At 30.3% G+C, this 20,429-nt stretch carries 20 protein-coding genes; 9 read left to right on the plus strand and 11 right to left on the minus strand.

Going from position 1 to position 20,429, the window contains the following annotated elements; genetic code table 11:
- Positions 1-6 precede the first annotated feature (6 nt).
- The gene (locus tag ACXLDF_RS08160; RefSeq protein ID WP_457558015.1) at positions 7-765 is read right to left on the minus strand and encodes an endonuclease III domain-containing protein; all 759 of its coding nucleotides are present in this window, start codon (positions 763-765) and stop codon (positions 7-9) included.
- A 126-nt stretch (positions 766-891) separates the two neighbouring features.
- On the opposite strand from ACXLDF_RS08160, the gene ACXLDF_RS08165 reads away from it, so the two are divergent.
- Positions 892-1,878 carry an MJ1477/TM1410 family putative glycoside hydrolase gene (locus tag ACXLDF_RS08165; protein ID WP_457558016.1) on the plus strand — a complete coding sequence of 329 codons (987 nt, stop codon included), beginning with the start codon at positions 892-894 and terminating at the stop codon, positions 1,876-1,878.
- A gap of 84 nt (positions 1,879-1,962) precedes the next feature.
- Positions 1,963-2,799 (plus strand): HAD family hydrolase, encoded by an 837-nt coding sequence (locus tag ACXLDF_RS08170; protein WP_457558017.1) that lies wholly within the window; start codon positions 1,963-1,965, stop codon positions 2,797-2,799.
- On the opposite strand, the gene ACXLDF_RS08175 is transcribed toward ACXLDF_RS08170, so the two are convergent.
- Positions 2,792-4,288 (minus strand): Gldg family protein, encoded by a 1,497-nt coding sequence (locus tag ACXLDF_RS08175; RefSeq protein ID WP_457558018.1) that lies wholly within the window; start codon positions 4,286-4,288, stop codon positions 2,792-2,794. The two genes, ACXLDF_RS08170 and ACXLDF_RS08175, sit on opposite strands and share 8 nt — an antisense overlap.
- A gap of 65 nt (positions 4,289-4,353) precedes the next feature.
- On the minus strand, positions 4,354-5,244 hold the full coding sequence (locus tag ACXLDF_RS08180; protein ID WP_457558019.1) for a class I SAM-dependent methyltransferase: 891 nt from the start codon (positions 5,242-5,244) through the stop codon (positions 4,354-4,356).
- Between the two features lie 44 nt (positions 5,245-5,288).
- On the opposite strand from ACXLDF_RS08180, the gene ACXLDF_RS08185 reads away from it, so the two are divergent.
- A complete protein-coding gene (locus ACXLDF_RS08185) occupies positions 5,289-5,945 on the plus strand; it encodes a uracil-DNA glycosylase (protein ID WP_457558020.1) in 657 nt (218 codons plus the stop codon).
- 17 nt (positions 5,946-5,962) lie between these two features.
- On the opposite strand, the gene ACXLDF_RS08190 is transcribed toward ACXLDF_RS08185, so the two are convergent.
- The 7 genes from ACXLDF_RS08190 to ACXLDF_RS08220 form a co-directional block, all read right to left on the minus strand.
- Positions 5,963-6,340, minus strand: a complete 378-nt coding sequence (locus ACXLDF_RS08190; protein ID WP_457558021.1) for a carboxymuconolactone decarboxylase family protein — start codon at positions 6,338-6,340, stop codon at positions 5,963-5,965.
- A 103-nt stretch (positions 6,341-6,443) separates the two neighbouring features.
- The gene (locus tag ACXLDF_RS08195; protein WP_457558022.1) at positions 6,444-6,827 is read right to left on the minus strand and encodes a hypothetical protein; all 384 of its coding nucleotides are present in this window, start codon (positions 6,825-6,827) and stop codon (positions 6,444-6,446) included.
- 67 nt (positions 6,828-6,894) lie between these two features.
- The gene (locus tag ACXLDF_RS08200) at positions 6,895-7,122 is read right to left on the minus strand and encodes a hypothetical protein (RefSeq protein WP_457558023.1); all 228 of its coding nucleotides are present in this window, start codon (positions 7,120-7,122) and stop codon (positions 6,895-6,897) included.
- A 49-nt stretch (positions 7,123-7,171) separates the two neighbouring features.
- Positions 7,172-8,437 carry a DsrE family protein gene (locus ACXLDF_RS08205; RefSeq protein WP_457558024.1) on the minus strand — a complete coding sequence of 422 codons (1,266 nt, stop codon included), beginning with the start codon at positions 8,435-8,437 and terminating at the stop codon, positions 7,172-7,174.
- 47 nt (positions 8,438-8,484) lie between these two features.
- On the minus strand, positions 8,485-8,712 hold the full coding sequence (locus ACXLDF_RS08210) for a sulfurtransferase TusA family protein (protein ID WP_457558025.1): 228 nt from the start codon (positions 8,710-8,712) through the stop codon (positions 8,485-8,487).
- 59 nt (positions 8,713-8,771) lie between these two features.
- On the minus strand, positions 8,772-9,278 hold the full coding sequence (locus ACXLDF_RS08215; protein WP_457558026.1) for a YeeE/YedE thiosulfate transporter family protein: 507 nt from the start codon (positions 9,276-9,278) through the stop codon (positions 8,772-8,774).
- Entirely contained in the window at positions 9,278-9,955 is a 678-nt protein-coding gene (locus ACXLDF_RS08220; RefSeq protein ID WP_457558027.1) for a YeeE/YedE thiosulfate transporter family protein, read from the minus strand. The genes ACXLDF_RS08215 and ACXLDF_RS08220 overlap by 1 nt, the downstream gene beginning before the upstream one ends.
- A gap of 8 nt (positions 9,956-9,963) precedes the next feature.
- Here ACXLDF_RS08220 and ACXLDF_RS08225 point away from each other — a divergent pair, with 8 nt between their 5' ends.
- Positions 9,964-10,917: a LysR substrate-binding domain-containing protein gene (locus ACXLDF_RS08225; RefSeq protein ID WP_457558028.1), complete on the plus strand. Its 954-nt coding sequence runs from the start codon at positions 9,964-9,966 to the stop codon at positions 10,915-10,917.
- On the opposite strand, the gene nadB is transcribed toward ACXLDF_RS08225, so the two are convergent.
- Positions 10,901-12,466, minus strand: a complete 1,566-nt coding sequence (nadB, locus tag ACXLDF_RS08230; protein ID WP_457558029.1) for an L-aspartate oxidase — start codon at positions 12,464-12,466, stop codon at positions 10,901-10,903. The genes ACXLDF_RS08225 and nadB overlap by 17 nt on opposite strands.
- A 65-nt stretch (positions 12,467-12,531) precedes the next feature.
- On the opposite strand from nadB, the gene ACXLDF_RS08235 reads away from it, so the two are divergent.
- From ACXLDF_RS08235 to ACXLDF_RS08255, 5 genes are read left to right on the plus strand one after another with little or no spacing between them, the layout of a single operon-like run.
- Complete coding sequence (locus ACXLDF_RS08235) at positions 12,532-13,893, plus strand: S8/S53 family peptidase (protein WP_457558030.1); 1,362 nt, start codon at positions 12,532-12,534, stop codon at positions 13,891-13,893.
- 20 nt (positions 13,894-13,913) lie between these two features.
- Positions 13,914-14,447 carry a metal-dependent hydrolase gene (locus tag ACXLDF_RS08240; RefSeq protein ID WP_457558031.1) on the plus strand — a complete coding sequence of 178 codons (534 nt, stop codon included), beginning with the start codon at positions 13,914-13,916 and terminating at the stop codon, positions 14,445-14,447.
- 5 nt (positions 14,448-14,452) lie between these two features.
- Complete coding sequence (locus ACXLDF_RS08245) at positions 14,453-16,090, plus strand: NADH-quinone oxidoreductase subunit D-related protein (protein WP_457558032.1); 1,638 nt, start codon at positions 14,453-14,455, stop codon at positions 16,088-16,090.
- A gap of 27 nt (positions 16,091-16,117) precedes the next feature.
- Entirely contained in the window at positions 16,118-18,007 is a 1,890-nt protein-coding gene (locus ACXLDF_RS08250) for a hypothetical protein (RefSeq protein WP_457558033.1), read from the plus strand.
- Positions 18,008-18,047: 40 nt separating this feature from the next.
- Positions 18,048-20,426, plus strand: coding sequence for a hypothetical protein (locus ACXLDF_RS08255; protein ID WP_457558034.1), 2,379 nt, complete (start codon positions 18,048-18,050; stop codon positions 20,424-20,426).
- Positions 20,427-20,429 lie beyond the last annotated feature (3 nt).

The raw sequence follows: 20,429 nt of genomic DNA on the forward strand, positions 1-20,429 counted from the left end.
TTTTGATTAACGCTTAATTTTGGTTCTTTTTTTGGTTTTTGAAATTTCTGAATTCTTTTTTTGAATTTTTTTTTTACAATTCTTTTCAATTGGGCAGATATCACATAGAGGATTAATCGGCTTGCAAATTTTTTTCCCAAAACTCACCATAGTATAATTAATTCGCATCCATTCTTCTTTTGGAAATAGTCTTTCCAAAGCACGCTCTGTTTTTTCTGGAGTTTTTGTTTCGACCCAACCGATCCTATTTGCAATTCTGTGCACATGTGTGTCAACAGGAATTGCAGGTTTATTGAAAGAGACAACTAAAACGCAATTTGCAACCTTTCTCCCTACTCCTGGTAATTGAACTAATTGAGAAAGTTCATCTGGCACTTTATCATTATATTTTTCATGAATAATTCGAGAAGTTTCTTTTATTCTTTTAGCTTTTTGTTTGTATGTTCCGCTACTGTGTATTAATTGTTCAATGTGTTCAATTGGAGCATCTGCAAGATCTTTAGGTGTTGAATAATATTGCCAAAGATTTTCAATCACCTTAATAGTCGTTTCATCACGGCTTCTTACGGATAAAATTGTAGCAATTAGAGTTTTAAAAGCATAAGGTTTTCGAATTTCAGATGAATTGAACTGATAATTTTTAGGATCTGGTTGCAATTGTTCTAAAAGTAGAGAATATCCCTTAATTGTATCGAACATTTTATGAAGCATTTCAACTCGGAAATTTTCATCTTTACACGAGATTATGCTTCCTTTTTTATCCATAGATATTGAAAGTACTGAAAATAAAAAAAGATAATATTTAGGAGCTATAAGCATACTGATAAAAAATTATTTAATTTAGAAGAAAAGTAAAGATTTTTAGAATTTTTTGATAAAATATTCAATATTATGAAAAAATTGGGAAAAATGATATTTTTATTATTAATATTAATTATCTTGGGCGGAGCTGGGACTTATATATATCTTTTTGATATTTTTACACCCAAATCGCAAATATCACAAGCTAGCTTTACCATTAACGGTCAAAACGTGAACGATTTCTGCTATTTACTTCAATATAACAAGTATAATTCAGCAGATGATGCAATTACACAAATGAGTGATACAGAATATGATCTTTTTGTTATTGATATGTATTTTGATGAAAATCCGTGGAGTACAGAACAAATCAGCAATCTAAAAGAAACTTTAAGTGAAAATCAAGAACGAATTGTTCTTTGTTATATCTCGATCGGAGAAGCTGAATCTTATCGCCCATATTGGAATGCTTCATGGGATGCAGATGAAGATGGAATTCCAGATGATGGTGCACCATCATGGCTGGATCAAGAAAATCCTGATTGGGAAGGCAATTACAAAGTAAGATATTGGGATCCTACATGGCAAAAACTTATTTTTGGAACAAATACTTCATATTTAGATCAAATAATTAATATTGGATTTAATGGAGCTTATTTAGATATTATTGATGCTTTTGAATATTATGAAGAACAAGGCATAGAAGATGCCGCAGAAAGGATGGTTGATTTTGTGACGAATTTATCTTCATATTGTAAAGCGATTAACTCCGAATTTTTAATTGTCCCACAAAATGGTGAATATTTAGGTAATTTTGCTAATTACTTGGATGCAGTAGATGGTATTGGAAGGGAAGACGTATTTTTTACAGGAAACAGAAGAAATTCAGCAAATACACTCAATGAAACAACCTCCAATTTAGCTTTATTCTTAGAAAAAGGTTGCTTTGTTCTTAATATTGAATATCCCACTTTTCCAGTCTACATCAGAAATTCTTATGAATTAGGATCTCAATATGGATATATTACATACGTTGGACCACGTGAACTTGACGAAATTGCCTATTATCAAAAATAAAATAGAAATGCTTCAGTTTTTTAATTATTTTACGATTTCATATTAATTCATGAAATTCATTAAATATTTTTTCTTTTTTTTCTTGTGAAAAAAAAATTTGTGTTAAGTGATCTTGATGGAACCTTATTAGACAAACCAAATGGCTTAAGTTTTGAAAATTTGACTAGATTGAACAAATTAATTGATTCTGGTCTTCAGTTTTCCATTGCCACTGGTCGAGACCTAAAAAAAGCAAAAAAGGTGTTAGCTGGTGTATATTTAAAATATCCTGTAATACTAAATAATGGAGCTTTGTTAGGAAATTTAAAAACAGGTGAATTTTCTAAAATCACCACTATACCACGAGAAATTTTTTCAACGATTTTTTCTTGGAGTGAAATGCTAAAGTTAAAACCTATTGTTATGATTAGTTTTGACCAAACAAAAAGAAAAATTAGAATGGAAAAGGGGACATGGGGAAAAAAAGGTATTAAATATCTAACTCAAGATCAAATTGATAGTTTAATTTCGCAAGATATTGTTAGTCTCCAATTTCATGCCCAAAAAGATGATCTTTTCCCTTTTTATCAAAAAATTCTACAAGAATTTCCTGATCAAATAAAAATAGTATTTATTGAAGATGTTGGCTATAAAAAACTAAATATTAAGGGAGAATGGTTTTGGTTAGAAATTAATGGACCTAAAGCGGGAAAAGGAAATATGATGAAAGAATTAGCCATGATGTTCCGATACAAACTTGAAGATTTTGTTGTATTTGGGGATAATATTAATGATCTTGAACTTATGAAAATGGCTGGACTTAGTGTGGCTGTTGAAGATGCACAACCTGAAATAAAGGAAATTGCAGATGTCATTACTGAAAGCTCAAATAATATGGGTGTGGTCAAATTTATCGAAAAAAATATTGATGAATTTATTTAGCTTCTTTTGTTGATTCAATTATTTTTTCAGAAAAATTATCTGGGCTACGCAATCGAGCTAAAATATCATCTAAACTTTCACCTTCAATTTCTAATGCGATAGATTTACCATCTGTCTGAACTTTCACAGGAGAATCATCAATATCTGTAATCTTTGGAATATTCCTAACAGATATTTTCATATTTTTTAAAATGAGTTTTTCAATTATTTCTTTACTTGATAAATTTCCAATTTCTTGAATTGGAATTGAATTCAATTCTTCATCAAATTCTTCACCTGAGAGAATTCTGCTATGTAACAACCCTTGTTGGTGAATTTTTTTCTTAATTTCATCTGATGTAAAATCACCACCTACTTTCCCTTCGGATATTTCTCCTAATCTATGCATAAGTTCTCGTAAATCAGAAATGATTTCTTCGCTTATTTCAGAATTTTTTAATAATATTATTTCTTGTTCCATTTTTCGTGCTTTTTTAATTCGTTCTTCAATATCTGGAATCTGAGCTAAAATTTCAAGTTGTTTACGTCTTTCATTTAAAAGAGATTCTCGTTCTTGCTGCTTAGTAATTTTAATTTCCTCATAATGATCTTTAAAATATTCAATACTATAATTAATAAAATCGGCCACATCTCTCCATTCATTTTTTTGAACAAGAGTTTCAATCCATAAAAGTAAATGATGTTTTAATGGAACAGTAATGAGTTTATGGTCGCGAGATACATGTTTTTCAGTATCAGGCGGTTCTAGCAACCATTTAAAGATATTTGCAATAAAATCTTGGTTATTTAAAGCAAAAAAACCATAAGCTGAAGAAAGAGAAGAGAGCATAGATACAGTAGGTAATCCTATCACACGACCTTTATAGACTTTAGAGTAAATTGCCATGATTGATTTCCATGCATCAACATCTTCAACCCACTCCCCATCTATCCATTCAGTACTATAGGCATTAATACTTGTTTGTGCAAGAGGTATTACATCTATATTTTGATCAGCAGCTATTAATTGATCGATTTCAATTGAACATGCACTTGAAAGTACAATAGAAGAGATATTTTGAGTAGTAGGATGAGGTTCAAAATCACTAATAATAACTCTTGATTCTTGTCTTTGAAAGTGAACTGAATCAAATAATATATTATTTTTATATTTAAAACCAAAAAATTGAGTTAATTCTGATAAATTTGAATTAGTTCCAAAATCACCACCTTCATCATGGAAAATTAATAGATTACCACCTTTACGAACATATTCTACTAATACCTTGATCTCATCTGAACTAAATTTTGATTCTCTGGGTCCACCAATAACCACTAATCTATATTTTTCTAATTTCTTAATATTTGTAAAACCTGCTTGGATTTTTCCTAATCTAAAAGATGAAGAAAAAAGAAATTGAGTAAAATCTGCATTACTAGGAGATTCAATGGTTAAAGTATTGTGATGGCTGTAATCAAAGCACACAGTATTTTCTATAATTTTAGGCATAGTGGTTATAATCACTTCTATTATTATGCTAAATTATTTATCTTTTTTGAAGCTAAAATATCTTTCTAATTTTGAGGAATAACAAAAATCTCGACAACTATATGATATTCGTGAGGTTTATAATTTTTCACAATTCTCCGCTCTTGTAGTTCACAAATATAACCGTATTTTGAAGCAATAGAAGAGAATTCATCAAATAAGTGTGTGGATTCCTTTTTATCTATCCCTTCGTAGATGACTAATGTTCCTTCTGGTTTAACTGCAGATAAGGCTGCAGGAATGGCGTCTGTTGGAGCAGGTAGCAGCCCCATAATAATTCTATCGGCAAAAATCCCTTCATTCGCAAGTTTTGGTACAATTTCGCGACAATCTCCAAAAATTGGTTTGATAATATCTGAAACCTTATTTAATCGGATATTTTCTTGTAGATAGTGAAAAGCAGTTGGATTCCATTCTATAGAGTATATTATTTTCGGACGTCGTGTTTTTGCCATACCTAATGAAAAATAACCAATACCTGTAAACATATCAATTATAATCTCTCCTTCTTGGACTTTTTTAGGAACTCGATTTCGTTCAGTCGCATTTCCTTTGGCAAACATTATTTTTGTAAAATCAAATTTATAACGAACATTATTTTCTATAATAATTACTTCTGTAGAATGGTCTCCCCATAAATGAACCAATCCTGCAGGTTTTCGGTATTGTCCTTCGATTTCGCCTTTCCGATTCCAAATTGCTTCAACATTTTGTAAAATTTGAGGTATATACTCCGCAATTTGTGCTGCATATGGTTCAATTTTTGGATGTAATTTTAATATTATGCGATGATTTAAATCTTGAAAGCCTCTAGGAACAAAATCCAACAGTTCTTTAGGAATAACTCCTTTTTCGCTTAATTTTGCTTGAAGTAACTGTTTAAATCGCATGAACACCAACTGAGATGGTGAATGCACAAAAAGAGAAAAAATTTTTGCTAAAAAATAATTCTTTTTTAATTATGGAAAATTGGAAACGACTGGTTCCGTTTTTTTCTTCTGACACATATGAGAGAATAGAAAAATTCTTACAAATTGAACAAAATCAAGGAAAATCTATACTACCAACACATGATAATATATTCAATGCTTTTATTCTTACTCCTTTTGAGAAGGTTAAGGTTGTGTTATTAGGTCAAGATCCTTACCCTAGTCCTCAGCATGCTCATGGATTGGCATTTTCAATTCCAAAAACCACGCAAGATATTCCACCAACGTTAAAAAATATCTTCAAAGAATTAAAATCAGATATTGGAAATGATGCACCGCATGGTAATCTAGAACATTGGGCGCAACAAGGAGTTTTGTTATTAAATACAGCGTTGACGGTTGAAGAAGGAAAATCGAACTCCCACCAATCAATTGGTTGGAAAATACTTACAAAAGAAGTCCTCACTTTAGTTTCTCAGAAGAAAAAACATTGTGTTTTTATATTATGGGGAAACAATGCACGTAAATATCGAAAAATACTTACAAATCCTGAGCATTTAATTATCGAAAGCCCCCATCCAAGTCCACTTGCAGCATATCGTGGATTCTTTGGTTCTAAACCTTTTTCTAAAACAAACACTTACCTAAAAGAAAATGGGTTAATCCCAATCGATTGGAAAATTCTGTAAAAAAAAATTATAAGTGATCACTCTTCTTGCTGAATTCTATTAATGATTAATTCTTGTTCTGCTTGAAATTCATCTATTGTATTCATTACAATTTGGGTATGCATCATTGCAGGGCCCCCATCCATTACACTGGTAGTTAAACAAGCTTCCATCAATTCTTCTCGACTGGCGCCCAATTCTAATGCTTTTTTTGTATGATAAACGATACACCATTCGCAACGTTTCGCTAAAGCAACAGACATCAATATAATTTGCTTTATTTTTGCACTTAAAGCCCCATCTCGATTAGTAGCATGAACATACTTGAGAAAACCTTTCATTGCAGGTGCGTTAAATTCCCTAAATTGTTGAAACGTACGGGTAGCTTCATCATATATCTCTTTACTGGATTTCAAAAAATTCACCGTTGTTATATTTGTACTCTGAACAAACATAAATATAATTTAAAATTTCTGCCTAACTATTTCAAGGGTAAATACTAAAACAACAGAAATGTCTTTATTTAAACAATTTGAAATACTGATGATATTCTTTCAACACTTTTTCTTTTAAGTGTATTAAAATTTGATTTGCAAAGTCGCGATTGAGGTTGAATTCCACTTGTTCTCCTTGATCAAAGGAGATTCCACCGAGAATTCGTGTCCCGAGTTCACATTCAAAACAGGCATTTTTAGTGAGATCAAATTTCTCTAAAAATAAAGAAAAACTATTTCCAAAAAATAAAGCGTAAATTGGTTCAAATTTGTGAACCATATATAAATATTCATGTGAAATCCCCACAAGAGAAAAAAGAATGTAGTATCGCTGATTGTGGGAAAAAATTTGCTGAATTTTATCGATTGATACTAAATTTGTAATAATTATCCCTTCCTTTGAGAACAAAATTAATTTTTTGTTGATTGAAGAAAAAAACTAATTCGCACTAATTCGCACTGAAAGATTGATTATATCATTCATGTATGATCATTATGTGAAAAAGATTAGAATTTATTTTGTTTGATTGAATTTTAAAACGATTTTTAGAAAAAGGTTTTTGAATATTGGCCAATTGCTCCCTAGTAGAATAGAATTCAATATAATCGCCCGATTTCAGCTTTTTTGTGAGAATTTTCAGTTTAATCATAAGATTTGTGCAGGTTAAATTGCTATAATCATCGATTTGAGGTTCAACGTCCATATTTTTTTCTCTCATGTAATAAAGTATTAAGATTTATTCTTATAATTTGTCAGAAAAAAAAAATACGCATACCAATATGAATTTGATTATCATTTTCAGATATAGAAAAGATTTCATGCAGATTATTATCATCTAAAATTTGAACACCTGGTAAACCATCAATACTGCCTATACCTTCGATATTTTCTCGAATATTAGATTTGTTAATTAAATTAGAATTAAAATAGGTATAATATTTTAAATTCTCCATATCATAGGTCGCATCAATAATTTCCTTAATATTAAAAACATGTTCATGGAAATCCTCATCTGTATAAGTACTTCCAATAAATGCAAGAAGACCTTTATCTTGAAATAACACCTTTGTTAAAATTCCGTTATTTGCACATGCAATTGCAAAAGATATACCACCAAATGCCCATTCAGAATGGTAAGGAGAGTGAGAAATCACAATTAAAAGGGAGTAAGATGCATCGAATGTGAATGTTTTGGAATTTGACTTCATTATTGGAAAATAAATCATTCCAGAATTAGCAGAAAAAATAGGAAAGAGATGCTTAAACCTTTCAATTATTTCATTTAGGTTAACAATTTCTACAGAATCAATCATATTGATAGGTGAGTAGGATCCATCAGAATTCATCATACAATATCCTCGAGCTATTGCACACCGAGAACATCCCCTCATTTTTAGATAATATTCATCCCTATTTGAATATTCAGCGAGTTTTGTTAAAAGGTTTCCTATGTTCTCAAATTCTGAAGGATTTTGGTTGGAATGAAACATATGCAAACCATCTAAATAAGCATATAGTTCAGTATTCTTGTTCAAATTTGCTGCAGCTTTTAGAAATCGAATGCAATAGACAGATGAGCGACTCATGTATGGTCCTTCCAATTGAAGAAAACCGATGTTATGAAGAATTATAGATAATTTGCTTGATTCATAATTTAAAAAGGAATAATTCTGAGAAATAAGATGTTCCCAGAAGTCATAAGGAGATTTCCCTATTACATCAATATTTTCAAAAAATTCATTAGATCCAATAAATTTATGTATTTTTCTACAATCCAATCCACGTAATTGAGATTCCCATCCATCAATCACCCAGAATAGTAAATTATTTTTGTTTTTCTTAAATTTCTTTATAATATCTATAATTTCTGGGTTGAAAAAAGAAAAGAGTGCTTCACCTGTAATATAAAAATGCAATTCTAACTTATCTTTTGATTGATTTTCATTTGTCAAAGAAAGAATTAACTTCATTCTAACCAGAGATATGTAATCAGAAAATAAAAAAAACGAATTCGGCATATTTACTCCTCCAAAAAGACATTTTAATAAAAAAGAGAATAGGAAGGCTATTTTTTTTCAATAGTTAATTCCCATAAACCTGGCAGTAACTTCTTCAATTTGACAGGATAGTTAGCTTTCTCCATAGCTCGAGGAATAGTTTTGGTTGCTGCAGGTGGATGATCACATTTCACAATGAGAAAATCACCTGCAGAAATTTCTTCTAATTTTTGTTTAACAATTAAAAGGCAAAATGGACATACTTTTCCAGTAATATCTAATTCATGATTTGTCATATATATGCTTCGACTCCTATTGTATTTTAACACTTGTAGTATAAAAAATAAAAAAAATATTAAAAAAGGGAAACAACCCAACTGGCAATGAATAAATGAAATAGTACAGCGCCAACCATCATGCCTAAGATGAAGAGAAGAGATTTGACACTACCTTCAAATCCCATGACGATTTGCCTTAAAGGACATCCCCCCAACATAACACCCAACAAACCCATTCCAAAACCGCCAATAATCGCTAAGATTATATATGCCCAGTTTTCCAATCCTCCAGGTGCTCCTGGAATTGGAGTAAAGAGCCCTTTTTCAGCAGCCCAATAGAAATTAGGAAATGCAGTTTCAATAATCAGCGAAAAGATGAAATAACTTACGAAAGCAGAAGCAATTAATGCTAAATAACCAAAAAATAATCTTGTCTGCTTAAATAAAAATAAATCCCTCATTCCACCAATGGAGCAGAAACCAGATTGTTGTGCCAAATAACCAATGATAACGCCCAATATAAGAGTCAAAATTGGAACTAAAATCAATACTGCAGTTCCTGTGAAAATACTTTGTAATATCATTATTTTTCTTCCTCCTCGATTTGTTTTTTCATTTGCAACAAGACAATTCGAGTTCCTACAAAAACACCTAAAGCTATTGCTAAAATACCTATGAATGCGACCATATCTCCATATGCAAATCTTAAAGCGGCTCGATAGGGACATCCTCCAAGAAGAAGCGCAAATATCAAAACTAAGATTCCACTAAAGAAATATAATAAGCCCCCTTTAAAGCTCGCCTTTTTCAAACGGAATTCTTTATTAGTTTTTGCAGCAATGAATGCTCCGATCATCACACCAATAATACTTAAAGCCGGTGCAAATGCAGCTGCAGAAAAAGGTGCAACAACCAATGATGTTCCAAATATTGAGTTGATTAAATCATTAACCATATCTCTCGTGTGACATGCAACACAAAAACCGTATGCTTCAGGACCTCCAGCAGAATATAGAAGAGATTGCAACAAAGCAGCTAAAAAACCAATAATCACTCCTAAAAATATAGGCGAGCGAACCATTTTTATTAAATTATTAGACTTAGATTCATTCTCCATATCATTTCTCAATATTTTATTCTTTAAAAAGTTAGATATCAAACGAAATGAACCTATTGAATGTTTTAATAGATAGAAAAAAAACAATGAACTATGAAAAAAATTAATGAATATATGAAAAATTTTTATAGTAATTGAAAACACTAAAAATTATGAGTTCTTCACCTTCCTTATTAAATCCAATTCGATCTCTTCGAATTGAACACTTTTTAACTCTAAATGAACTCATCAAAACGAGATCTTTTTCCAAAACTGCAAAAAATTTAGGGATTACACAAGGAGCAATTTCCCATAGATTGAAAGATTTAGAGCATGCACTTGGAAATTTAGAATTATTAACCCGGACTTCCAGATATCTTAGCATTAATCCAGAGGGATTAATTGTGAAAGAATTTTCAGAAAAACTGGAAGAGCAACTTTTAGAATTGCAGTTAAAAATTCAAGAAGCAAATAAAACGCCCCAAATTAATATTACAATCGCCTCTTCTTCCATTCCTGGAGAATATCTTCTTCCTAAATTGTTTATGCATTTTCAGAATAAATATCCAAATCTGATTTTTCAAATTCATATTTCAAATACAAAATGTTCTATTAGCGAGCTTTTGAATGGCAAAACAAATTTTTGTGCAGTAGGAAATTTGGATCATGTTAATCTTTCAGAAATAGATTATAAGGAAATTGGGCAAGATGAGATTCTAATTATAGCCAAAAAAAATCATCCTATTTTCAGTTCATTACAAAAAATAAGAAATAAAATCGATTATCCTCAAGTTTTTTCTAATTTGCTTAAGTATCCATGGGTAATCCGAGAATTAGGTTCTGCCACTCGGGAAATCTTTTTCCGAGAATTCAAGTATAGTTCTAAAATTCAAACAGGATTGGAACTTCATAATAATACAGCCATCATTCATGCGGTCGAAAATAGTAATGCATTATCTGCTATAAGCAGCTTTGCACTTGAATCGTTAGGTAGAGATGCAAATGTTCAACCAGTTAGACATATAGCACTAAAGAAAATCCAAAGGAATCTGTATATTGTAAAAAAGAAGGAAAAAAGATTGAATCCACATGAAAAAGATTTTTGGAATTTCACCAGTACCTTTTAATTACAGTATCTTTAATAATGGATGCTTTATTTGGGTAATCTAGCGTATAGTGAGCTCCACGACTTTCCTTTCTGGCTAAAGCGCTTTCAACAATCAACCTTGCAACTGTTAATAAATTTCGTAACTCAATTAAGTCGCTTGTTATTTTAAAATTCCAATAATAATTATCTACTTCTTCATGAATCAAAGAAATTCTATGACGGGCTCTCAATAAATAACTAGTAGAACGTATAATAGAAGCATAATTCTGCATAATGTGTCGGATTTCATTCCAATTAAAAGTAATTACAAAAGCTTCTTTAGAGTCTGTTATTCCTTCTTCTGACCACTCTTGAATCTGATAAGGAGGAAAATTTCTTTTAGAATATTTTTCTCCAACATATTTTCCACATTCATAACCACATACCAAACCCTCTAAAAGAGAATTGCTGGCTAACCTATTTGCCCCATGAAATCCTGTACATGCACATTCCCCAACTGCAAAAAGATCAGGAACATTAGTTTTCCCAAAAATGGTAGCTTTAATACCTCCACAAATATAGTGAGCAGCTGGAACTACAGGTATGGGTTCTTTGGTAATATCAATATCAAACTTTAAACATGTTTCATATACTCCAGGAAATCGGCTTTTTAAATATTCAGGCTCTTTAAATGATATATCAAGCAAAACATAATCATCACCAGTTTCTTTTAGGACGGTATCAATTGCTCGCGCAACAATATCCCGAGGTGCCAATTCTTTTAAAGGATGAATTTTCTCCATAAAACGATTTCCTTTCAAATCTGTTAAAATTGCACCTTCTCCTCTTATTGCTTCAGTGATGAGAGCATTCTTTGCCAAAGGATGATATAAACATGTAGGATGGAATTGAACCATTTCCATATTTACGATTTCTGCTCCAATTCTGGAAGCCATAGCAATTCCATCTCCTGAAGCCACATCTGGATTACTCGTATAAAGGTATACTTTTCCGATACCCCCTGTTGCTAAAATAGTGGCTTTTGCTTGAATTGCATATATTTTATTTGTTTCATTATTAAGAACATAGACACCTACACATTTTCCATTAATTTCAATTAAGTTTATTGCCACTTGATTTTCTCGGAGTTCTACGTTTGGATATTTCTTAATTTGATTTACTAAAGTAAGGAGAACTTCACGCCCAGTTAAATCTTCATAATGCAAAATTCTACGTGAATGATGCCCACCTTCTCGACCAAGATCTAAAATGCCTCCCTCTTTTTTGTCAAATTTCATACCCCAATTGATTAAAGCCTTCACCCTTTCTGTTCCTTTTTGAATAATTTTACGAACAACTTCTTTATTACATAATCCATCGCCTGCGATCAAAGTATCTTTAACGTGACCCTCAAAATCATCACTCCAAGGTCCAGAAGCTGCAATTCCCCCAGCAGCATAATATGTATTGGAATCAATTTGCTTTTTTTTAGTTAAAATTAAAACTTGTCCAAAACGTTGTAGTTCAAGTGCAGTTGAAAGACCAGCAATTCCCCCACCAATAATCAGAAAGTCAATTTTTTCAACCATTATCCAATGTAATTTGGGAAGGATAAAAAAGCCTCTCTTCATTTTCTTTAGGTGATCTTAATATCATGAAATATCACTTTTTTAAAATGAAAGAGCAGCTTTTTCAAAGGTATTGTTTAAAATATCAAAAATCTTTAAGTGAACCTATAGTAAAACAATCATTTTTAAAAGAAAAATTGCGAGTTTTGATTCTTTTTTCATCATCTGCTGATAAATTAGAATGGATTAAATCTGTTTCAAAAAGAATAACATTTCCTTCCTTAAACATAGAAAAAAAATATATTTCAAAAATGGTGTTATGGGTTGTTGCTTGGGCAAATTTTAGCGATCTCATTGAATTGAGCAAAAATTCATTAATTCAAGATATTTTTATCGATCTCCATTTGTTTTTATGTAGAGAAAAAGTTCAATTGAATTCAGATTCACCTAATCAAAATACCATAATCAAACCATTAAAAAAATCACTAAAATTGGATTTTCTGCGAAAATTACGAATTGATATTGCACTTTTCGATACTGGAATTGATTCAAAACGACTAAAATCCATAGGAAAAGTGTTACATGAATGCAACATTACAGATGAAAATATTGAAGATTTAAATGGGCATGGGACATTTATTGCCCAAATTTTAGAATATAACCAAAATTTCCAATCAAAAGGTGATTTCTTTCAAAGTATCCAAGAAATCGCAAATCCACAGATTTATTTACATGATTATAAGATTTTTAATCGAGATGGGAGTGCATATCTCTCTGATCTTTTATTTACACTCCACCAACTTATCCAAAATATCGAAAATCAGCCAGAAGGAGAAAAGATTCAAATTCTACTTATTCCAGCCACTACATCACCTGCTGAAGGATATGAACCACTATTTATTCCAATTCTTAAGGAAATCAAGCGATTAAACATACAAATGATTTGTGCTGCAGGAAATTTTGGACCAGAACCAAGTTCTTTGGGGTATCCGGCAAAATTATCCAACGTATTAACAGTTGGAAGCCTTAATTTATCTGGAAAAAATGATCCTGCATTCTTTTCAAGCCAGTTGATCATTTCAAATGAAGAAAAGGAAGAAATTTACCCCATAATTTACGATTTAGGAAAAATCGAAACATCAGCTCCACTATCCTTTTCTGGGACATCTGTTGCTGCAGCTCAATTCTGTGCAAAATTTTTAATAATAAAGGCACTATATCCCATGATTGACACAGATTCTTTAGAAGATCTAATCAAGAAAACATCGAATAGCAAAATAACTTTGTTAAAAAAAACAAAAATCTATACTTTAAATCTAAATACAATATTAAAAAAATTTGGCTGGTGGAAAGACTCAGTCCAAAATATAAGAATCATGGTTCTTCAAGCAATAGGCTTTTCTTGTTTATTGCTTTTTATGTTTCTTTTTTCATTTTTTCTTTTTTAATTTATGGAGGTTAGAAAAAAATGTTCATTTTAACACACATTTTTGTGCCACTACTACTAATTGAAATATTTCTCCAAAAAAATCAGGAATTTGAAGAAAATTTTAAAAGATGGGTCATAATAATTGGTAGCATTCTTCCTGATTTAATCGATAAACCCCTATCTTTAACATTTCCTACACTTTTCAGTGGAAGAGGGATTGCACATGCACCTTTATTATGGTTACTAATTATTGGAATACTTGCGATAATTCCGAAAACGAGAATTTTTGGTGGATCGCTTGGATATGGTGTTTTTCTTCATCTTCTTTTAGATATTCCTCATATTCCATGGTTGTGGCCCTTTGTTCCCTATGAGATTTATCATTCCAGCTTCCAAGAATGGTTAAATTCTTTATTAAATAATCCAGTAATCATTTTTTCAGAAGTTATAAGTTTTATAGGGTTAATTGTTCTATTTAAATTAAAGAAAATCATTTTTGATGGAAAAATAATAAACGCTATATCATTAAAGCGGTTTCTCTTCAATCATCATGATGATTACAAAGCGAGGTAAAACACATGAATAGTACTGAAGACTATAACAATATAGAATTAAGCCCAAAAAGTGAAAACATCTCTGTATTACCTTCCCGCTCTTTTCAAATAGATAAAGAAAAAATTTTTCAAGAATTAGATCATATACTCGGAGCAGACCTAATTAAAAGAGAGCATTCCATACTAGATAAAATCCCAATTATCCAATTCGCTAAGAAAAAAACCCATATAACTGCAGAATTTATGAGAAATATCGGATATACTTTGGAAGGTATAGTTGGTGCAGATGAAGATAATTCTATTATTCTCTATTATATCTTTTCTCAAGCGGAATTTATTCAAAATTCCGAAATCATTTTGCAAACATCTATAAATAAGAAAATGGAACAAATTTCAATAAAAAAAACTTTTCCAACAGCAGAAATCTATGAAAAGAATGTATTTAATCGATTAGGACTTCGGTTTATTCATCAAGATAATATTTCAGATAAATACAGTACTATTATTCATGTACCTTACCAATTTTTAGGAAAGAATGATAATAAAGCCCCATATGGCGTAGGAATATTTAATGATATTCATCGCGCACATTATTATATTCATCTATCAACAAATCCATCGACAGGAATGATTAGAAATGTAAAGTTATTAACTGGATGGAATTATAAGCAAATACAACCTAAACTTGAAAATGAGAAATCAATAGATCAAATTACAGCTCTTTTAGAAGAACTTTCCCCAAATAGTGCAATTCACTTAAGCTTAGCGTTCATGATGAATCTGGAAAAATTAAAAAGTATTACTCTTGTTAAAAAAGTTCAACATATACGAGCATTATTAGCTGAGATAGAAAGAGTACACTCCCATTTAATATGGTTTGCAAATTTAGCCTATTTATTAGATCTCAAATTGTTTTCTCAGCGATTTATTAAAACAATTAAGAAGATTGAGCAACTAAACAATCAATTTTTTGGTCATCCGTTATTACATAATTCAATTTCTTTTGGTTCAGTGTGTGATTTATCTGCTCAAGCAGCTAGTGATTTTCTTAATAAGTTTAATAAAACATCACATAAAATTAAAGAATTAGTTAATACATTTATAAAATTGCACACATTGCATGTAAATTTAAGAGAAATTGGCAGAATTTCATCAAAAGATGCTATTTTGTGGGGATTAACAGGCCCTTCTCTACGAGCAAGCAATCATTTAATTGATACACGAAATTCTAATCCATATTTATCTTATTTATCCGGAAATATTTCTCAAAAATGGGCAGTAGTTGGATCGACTAAAGGGGATTGTTTTGCAAGATGTTTAGTTCGTAGTAAAGAAATAATTGAATCTATAAGTATTATTACAGAGTATTTAAAGGGTTTATCAAACTATGTTCTTAAAGCACCACCATCAATACAAATAACAGATAAATTTAATCCAAATCAAATAGTTTTGTCATCTGTTGAGGCACCTCATGGAAAACTTTCCATCTTTTTCCAAACAGATCGAAAATCTGAATCAGAATTAATTTATACAATTAGAATAATAACTCCTGATTTTCGAAATTTCAGTGCCTTAAATCGTATCCTTTTAGAAGAAGATCCTGAATATGTAAAGATTATATTGCATAGTTTAGATTTAGATTTTTCTTTAATTGATCTTTAACAATAACTAAAGGAAAGGCATAAACACATGAGATTGTATAATCCACCCGCAGCGTTACTTCCAAAAGGAGATAAATTTTCAGTAGAATTGGCTGGGGCTAAAACAATCTTAGCATTAACAGAAGAAAAGGATTTTATTAATATAGCTTCTGTTTTTGATGAATTATCATTAGGTGAATTTTGGAAAGATAATCCTGCTATTGCTGATCAAATTGAAAAAATTAATATAAAATATGAAGATTCTGAAGCACTCTATGATCCAAAGATACTTGCACAGAGAATTATTTCGACAATTGACAGTATAAGAACGAAAGGTTTGATTTTATTTGGAACTGCTAGTTTTGAAGGAAATGCATTTGAGTCTTCCGTTTTTGATGAATTAGAACTTAGTTTTGAAGATCAAGATCGATTATTAAATCTCTATAAAAAAAGCCGTATTAAGGGTGCTTTTCCAAATGTAAAAAAAGGAATTTCAGGTTTAAATGAATATGTGGAAATAAATTGGTTTGGAGAAGCATCAAAATTCTTTACTTTAACCAATAAAAAGGATTTAAATGAAATTGCAGCAATGACATATCCATATGAAGGAACAGTTACAGGAATTGTAGCAGTTGCTCAAGGTGCTGCAAATTTCATTATTTTAACAGATACCATTTTTAAAAAAAAAACAGATTCTACACAAATTCATATAGATAAACGTAATTTAAATCAGATGTTTAAATTACTCAATAAAGGTATCTTATCTGCACCTATTTCATGGTTTAAAATTGATTTAGGATATAAAGGTTTGCAATCTTTAGAAGGTTGGGATGAAATAAAAGATCTTCCCAAAGTTAAAAAGGCCATTGCAAGTTATCGCGATTATCATCGAAGTTTAATCATTCAGAAAGAAAAAAAGACTATTGAAAAAATATTAGATGAAGATTTAGGCAACCCTATCGATTTTTCTAAATTAACAGAAGAAGAAATTGAAGATGATTTAGAACAAATAATGGCAACCTTAAATCGTTTAAATGAATTACAAATGAGCAGTGTTGAGGAAAGTTTCTTGTATGATCCTCCTAAAATTCTTTTTAGTCAAGCAAGTTCTAATTTAGCACCAATTGGAGGTGCAATGAGTTTATTGTCAATTGATGTCGGTCAAAATATTAGTTGCATTGCTTCTTTGCGAGAAAATGTTTCATGGGGAGAGTTTCTTTGTGATGATGAATCTCATGAATTAGATGAAGAAACTTTTTTTGATATTCGAGAAGATAAAGAGTTTTTTGAATTAGAAAACCCTATTCAACTGAGAGACATATATACTAAAACATTTCAACGGATCATAAGAGGAAGTGAGTTATTTTTAGGTTTATTAGAATTAGAAGCAAATAATTTTGAATTTAGTTTATTTCAAGAACTTCAACTTGAAGATAATATTTTAAAAAAACTGCAAGATTTATATCATTTAAAAATAAAACAAGGAAAATTCCCACAACTTAAAGATCGTCATATTAAAATAATCTGGAAAGGTAAAGGAAAACAAGTTTTCACATTTCCAAATTGTTTTCCAAGTATTTTAGATATTGCAGAAACAATATATTATGATAATAAATACCATGAAAAATATTTTACAGGAATCGTCTGTGTAGATGAAAATTCCACTTATTTCTATACGTTAACAAATAATATTAAAGAAGAAAATAAAAGAGTGGATCGAACAACTTTAGAACAGCTTTTTAGGGATTTAGATAAATCAGAAATTGCTTTGTTATGTTGGTTTAAAATCAATCTAGGACTTTCATCTTTAAAAAATCATCCTTATTGGAAAGGCGCAATGAACTATGATAGTCTTCAATATGTATTGGAAAATTATAAAAAATATATGAAAACATTGATTGAACAAAAGAATAAAGAAAACCAATACCGAATCTATTAAGGAAAAAACACTATATATACTACAAAGAAGGAGATCAATAATGAAATTATTTTATCCCCCTCCCCAATTATTTGATATTGATCGCGAACAAATTTCTCTTTATCGATTAAATTCATCAATGATTGCCGTAGATCAGAATAAGAATTTAATTAATGTAAGGGATATTATTCACCCATCAGTTTGGATTTCGTTTTGGGAACAGTATAATAAAGGATTTCAGAAAGATCAAATTCATATTAAAAATGAAGAGCATTCACAAGCAAATTCAATATTAAGGTTGGGAGATCAAATAATTCAGGGCTTGAATTATATTATGACCAAAGGTTATATTTTTTTAGGCATTTTAACCTTTAGTGAACAAGTTCAAGATCCACAAATATTGGAAGACTGGGGATTTTTCAAACGTAGAAAAAAATATTTTAATGATTTAATCACAAAATATTACGAACAGCCAATTACACCTCAAATTGAAGAAAAATCGTATGTTTTTACTAAATTCTTAGGTGTAGGAGAAAAATTCTTCACTTTTTCACAATTAAGTCAAGTTCAAATTGCTCAAATGTCTTCATATTTCCACGGAGATTTACATGGTGTTGTAGGTCTTAAAGAAAACACACTTCATTTTATGTTATTATCCCAGAATATAAGTAAACATGAAGAAAATGCAGATTTAATTATGGATAAAAGAGGTAGAGATATTTTAATTAGTTTAATTAAATCTAAAGAATTTATACCTGCAGCTGCTTTTCAATTTGACTATGGTATTTCTTCTCTTTTCAAAATAAAATATGAAGGTATTAATTTATGGAATGCGATGGAGTTATTGCCACAATACTCCAAACCGATGAAATTATATCAACAATACCTTCAAGCGTTAATTTTTAATAAAGCCCTACCTATTAAACGGGTAGAACTCCCGCCTCCCTTTTTAATTGAAGTTCCTACTTTTACTAAAGAAGAAAGAATGCTAACCCCTGAAGAATTATTAAAAGAAGAAGGAAAAGAAATCAAACAATTCAAATCAGAGATTTCATCTGCAACTTCACAAGGAGTGATAAAGAATCAAGAACAAAATGCAAATATCAGTAATATTGCAAAAATTTCACCCATTCCTCATTCTGAAAAATTAGATAAACAAGATTTTTCACAAAAAACAAAGACATCTACATTAAAACTGAAGAAAATTTCTCTTGAAAAACCTCAACTCAAACCGATTATTCCTTTAAATGCCCAAACTAATTCAATTTTGGAAATAGAAGAAGAATATGAAGATGTTTTTAATAAGACAAAAGAAAAAATCCAGCTATTTGATGAAAATGGAAAAGCCATTATTAATCCAAATGAAATAGATTCTGTAATGTCTCAATTTTCTGAAGAAATATCGCGTGAATCTGGAAAGATAATAAATCCTTCAATTATGACAAAAGATGAAATATTTAAAGATCTTGAAGCATCATTAAACGCATTATCTCAATTAGATGAACTTGCACAAGATAGTCAAGCAGTAAGTCGTATTTATTATCCTCCACTCTCTCTAATTTCAAATGCTTCTAAAGAAGGAATGGCAATTGGAGGCTCCACCGTTATTGTAAGTATCGGAACTGGAAAAAACCTTTGGATGGTTCCTGAAATAAAAGGAACCCGAATGTGGGGTACTTTTTACAAAGATTCAGAATTAAGTGATCAATTCGAAGATTTCATCGCTTTACAAGAAAAAGAAATTGAATCAATTGAAGATTTTGAACTATTTCTCCAAAATGCCTTTGTACGAATTCGTTCTAATAATCAAGTTTTTCTTGGGATTTGTGATTTTGAAGCTAATGGATTTGAACGAAACGTTTTTGATCCCGAATTAATGCTGGATTCAAGCGATCTTCAAAAATTAATGGAGATTCATCAAAAAAAGAGAGAAAATATGCAATTTCCTGAACTCGAAAAAGAGCAGTGGATTGAAATTAGATATTATGGTAATTCAGAGATTATAAAATTCTTTACTGATCCAAATATTACAAGTATTTTAGAAATAGCTAAAAATTCTACTGAAAATGTTGTCTTTAGTAAAGGAAAAATAGCCGGCATTGTTTGTTTAGATGAAGAAGCTGCATATTTTTTCATTTTAAGTGATAATCTGAAATTCTTAAATAATGAAGAAGAAAAATTCATTATAGATACAAAAACATTAGAAAAAATGTATCAAATGATTGAAGAAATGGATTTAACACCTGCGTCTTTCTGGCGGATTTCGTTTGGATTTAATAGCTTTAAACAATTAGAACGTTGGGATGAGATTAAAGAAGGGATAATTTTCCCCATAATAAAAGAAAACTATGAAAAATACTTGTCTAAATTGTTGGAAATTAAAGAAAAAGAAGATCAGATTCGAAGCTCTGCAGAACAAAGATTTCTTATAAAAAAATAAAAA

The sequence above is a fragment of the Candidatus Harpocratesius sp. genome, assembly GCF_054039255.1.

Excerpts from the sequence above, each read along its gene's own strand:
- ACXLDF_RS08255 (WP_457558034.1), top strand. The coding sequence starts at position 18,048 with ATGAAATTATTTTATCCCCCTCCCCAATTATTTGATATTGATCGCGAA.
- ACXLDF_RS08235 (WP_457558030.1), top strand. The coding sequence starts at position 12,532 with ATGAAATATCACTTTTTTAAAATGAAAGAGCAGCTTTTTCAAAGGTAT.
- ACXLDF_RS08200 (WP_457558023.1), bottom strand. The coding sequence starts at position 7,122 with ATGGACGTTGAACCTCAAATCGATGATTATAGCAATTTAACCTGCACA.
- ACXLDF_RS08210 (WP_457558025.1), bottom strand. The coding sequence starts at position 8,712 with ATGACAAATCATGAATTAGATATTACTGGAAAAGTATGTCCATTTTGC.
- ACXLDF_RS08160 (WP_457558015.1), bottom strand. The coding sequence starts at position 765 with ATGGATAAAAAAGGAAGCATAATCTCGTGTAAAGATGAAAATTTCCGA.
- ACXLDF_RS08225 (WP_457558028.1), top strand. The coding sequence starts at position 9,964 with ATGAGTTCTTCACCTTCCTTATTAAATCCAATTCGATCTCTTCGAATT.
- ACXLDF_RS08215 (WP_457558026.1), bottom strand. The coding sequence starts at position 9,278 with ATGATATTACAAAGTATTTTCACAGGAACTGCAGTATTGATTTTAGTT.
- ACXLDF_RS08250 (WP_457558033.1), top strand. The coding sequence starts at position 16,118 with ATGAGATTGTATAATCCACCCGCAGCGTTACTTCCAAAAGGAGATAAA.
- ACXLDF_RS08165 (WP_457558016.1), top strand. The coding sequence starts at position 892 with ATGAAAAAATTGGGAAAAATGATATTTTTATTATTAATATTAATTATC.
- ACXLDF_RS08175 (WP_457558018.1), bottom strand. The coding sequence starts at position 4,288 with ATGCCTAAAATTATAGAAAATACTGTGTGCTTTGATTACAGCCATCAC.
- ACXLDF_RS08185 (WP_457558020.1), top strand. The coding sequence starts at position 5,289 with ATGGAAAATTGGAAACGACTGGTTCCGTTTTTTTCTTCTGACACATAT.
- ACXLDF_RS08245 (WP_457558032.1), top strand. The coding sequence starts at position 14,453 with ATGAATAGTACTGAAGACTATAACAATATAGAATTAAGCCCAAAAAGT.
- nadB (WP_457558029.1), bottom strand. The coding sequence starts at position 12,466 with ATGGTTGAAAAAATTGACTTTCTGATTATTGGTGGGGGAATTGCTGGT.
- ACXLDF_RS08240 (WP_457558031.1), top strand. The coding sequence starts at position 13,914 with ATGTTCATTTTAACACACATTTTTGTGCCACTACTACTAATTGAAATA.
- ACXLDF_RS08205 (WP_457558024.1), bottom strand. The coding sequence starts at position 8,437 with ATGCCGAATTCGTTTTTTTTATTTTCTGATTACATATCTCTGGTTAGA.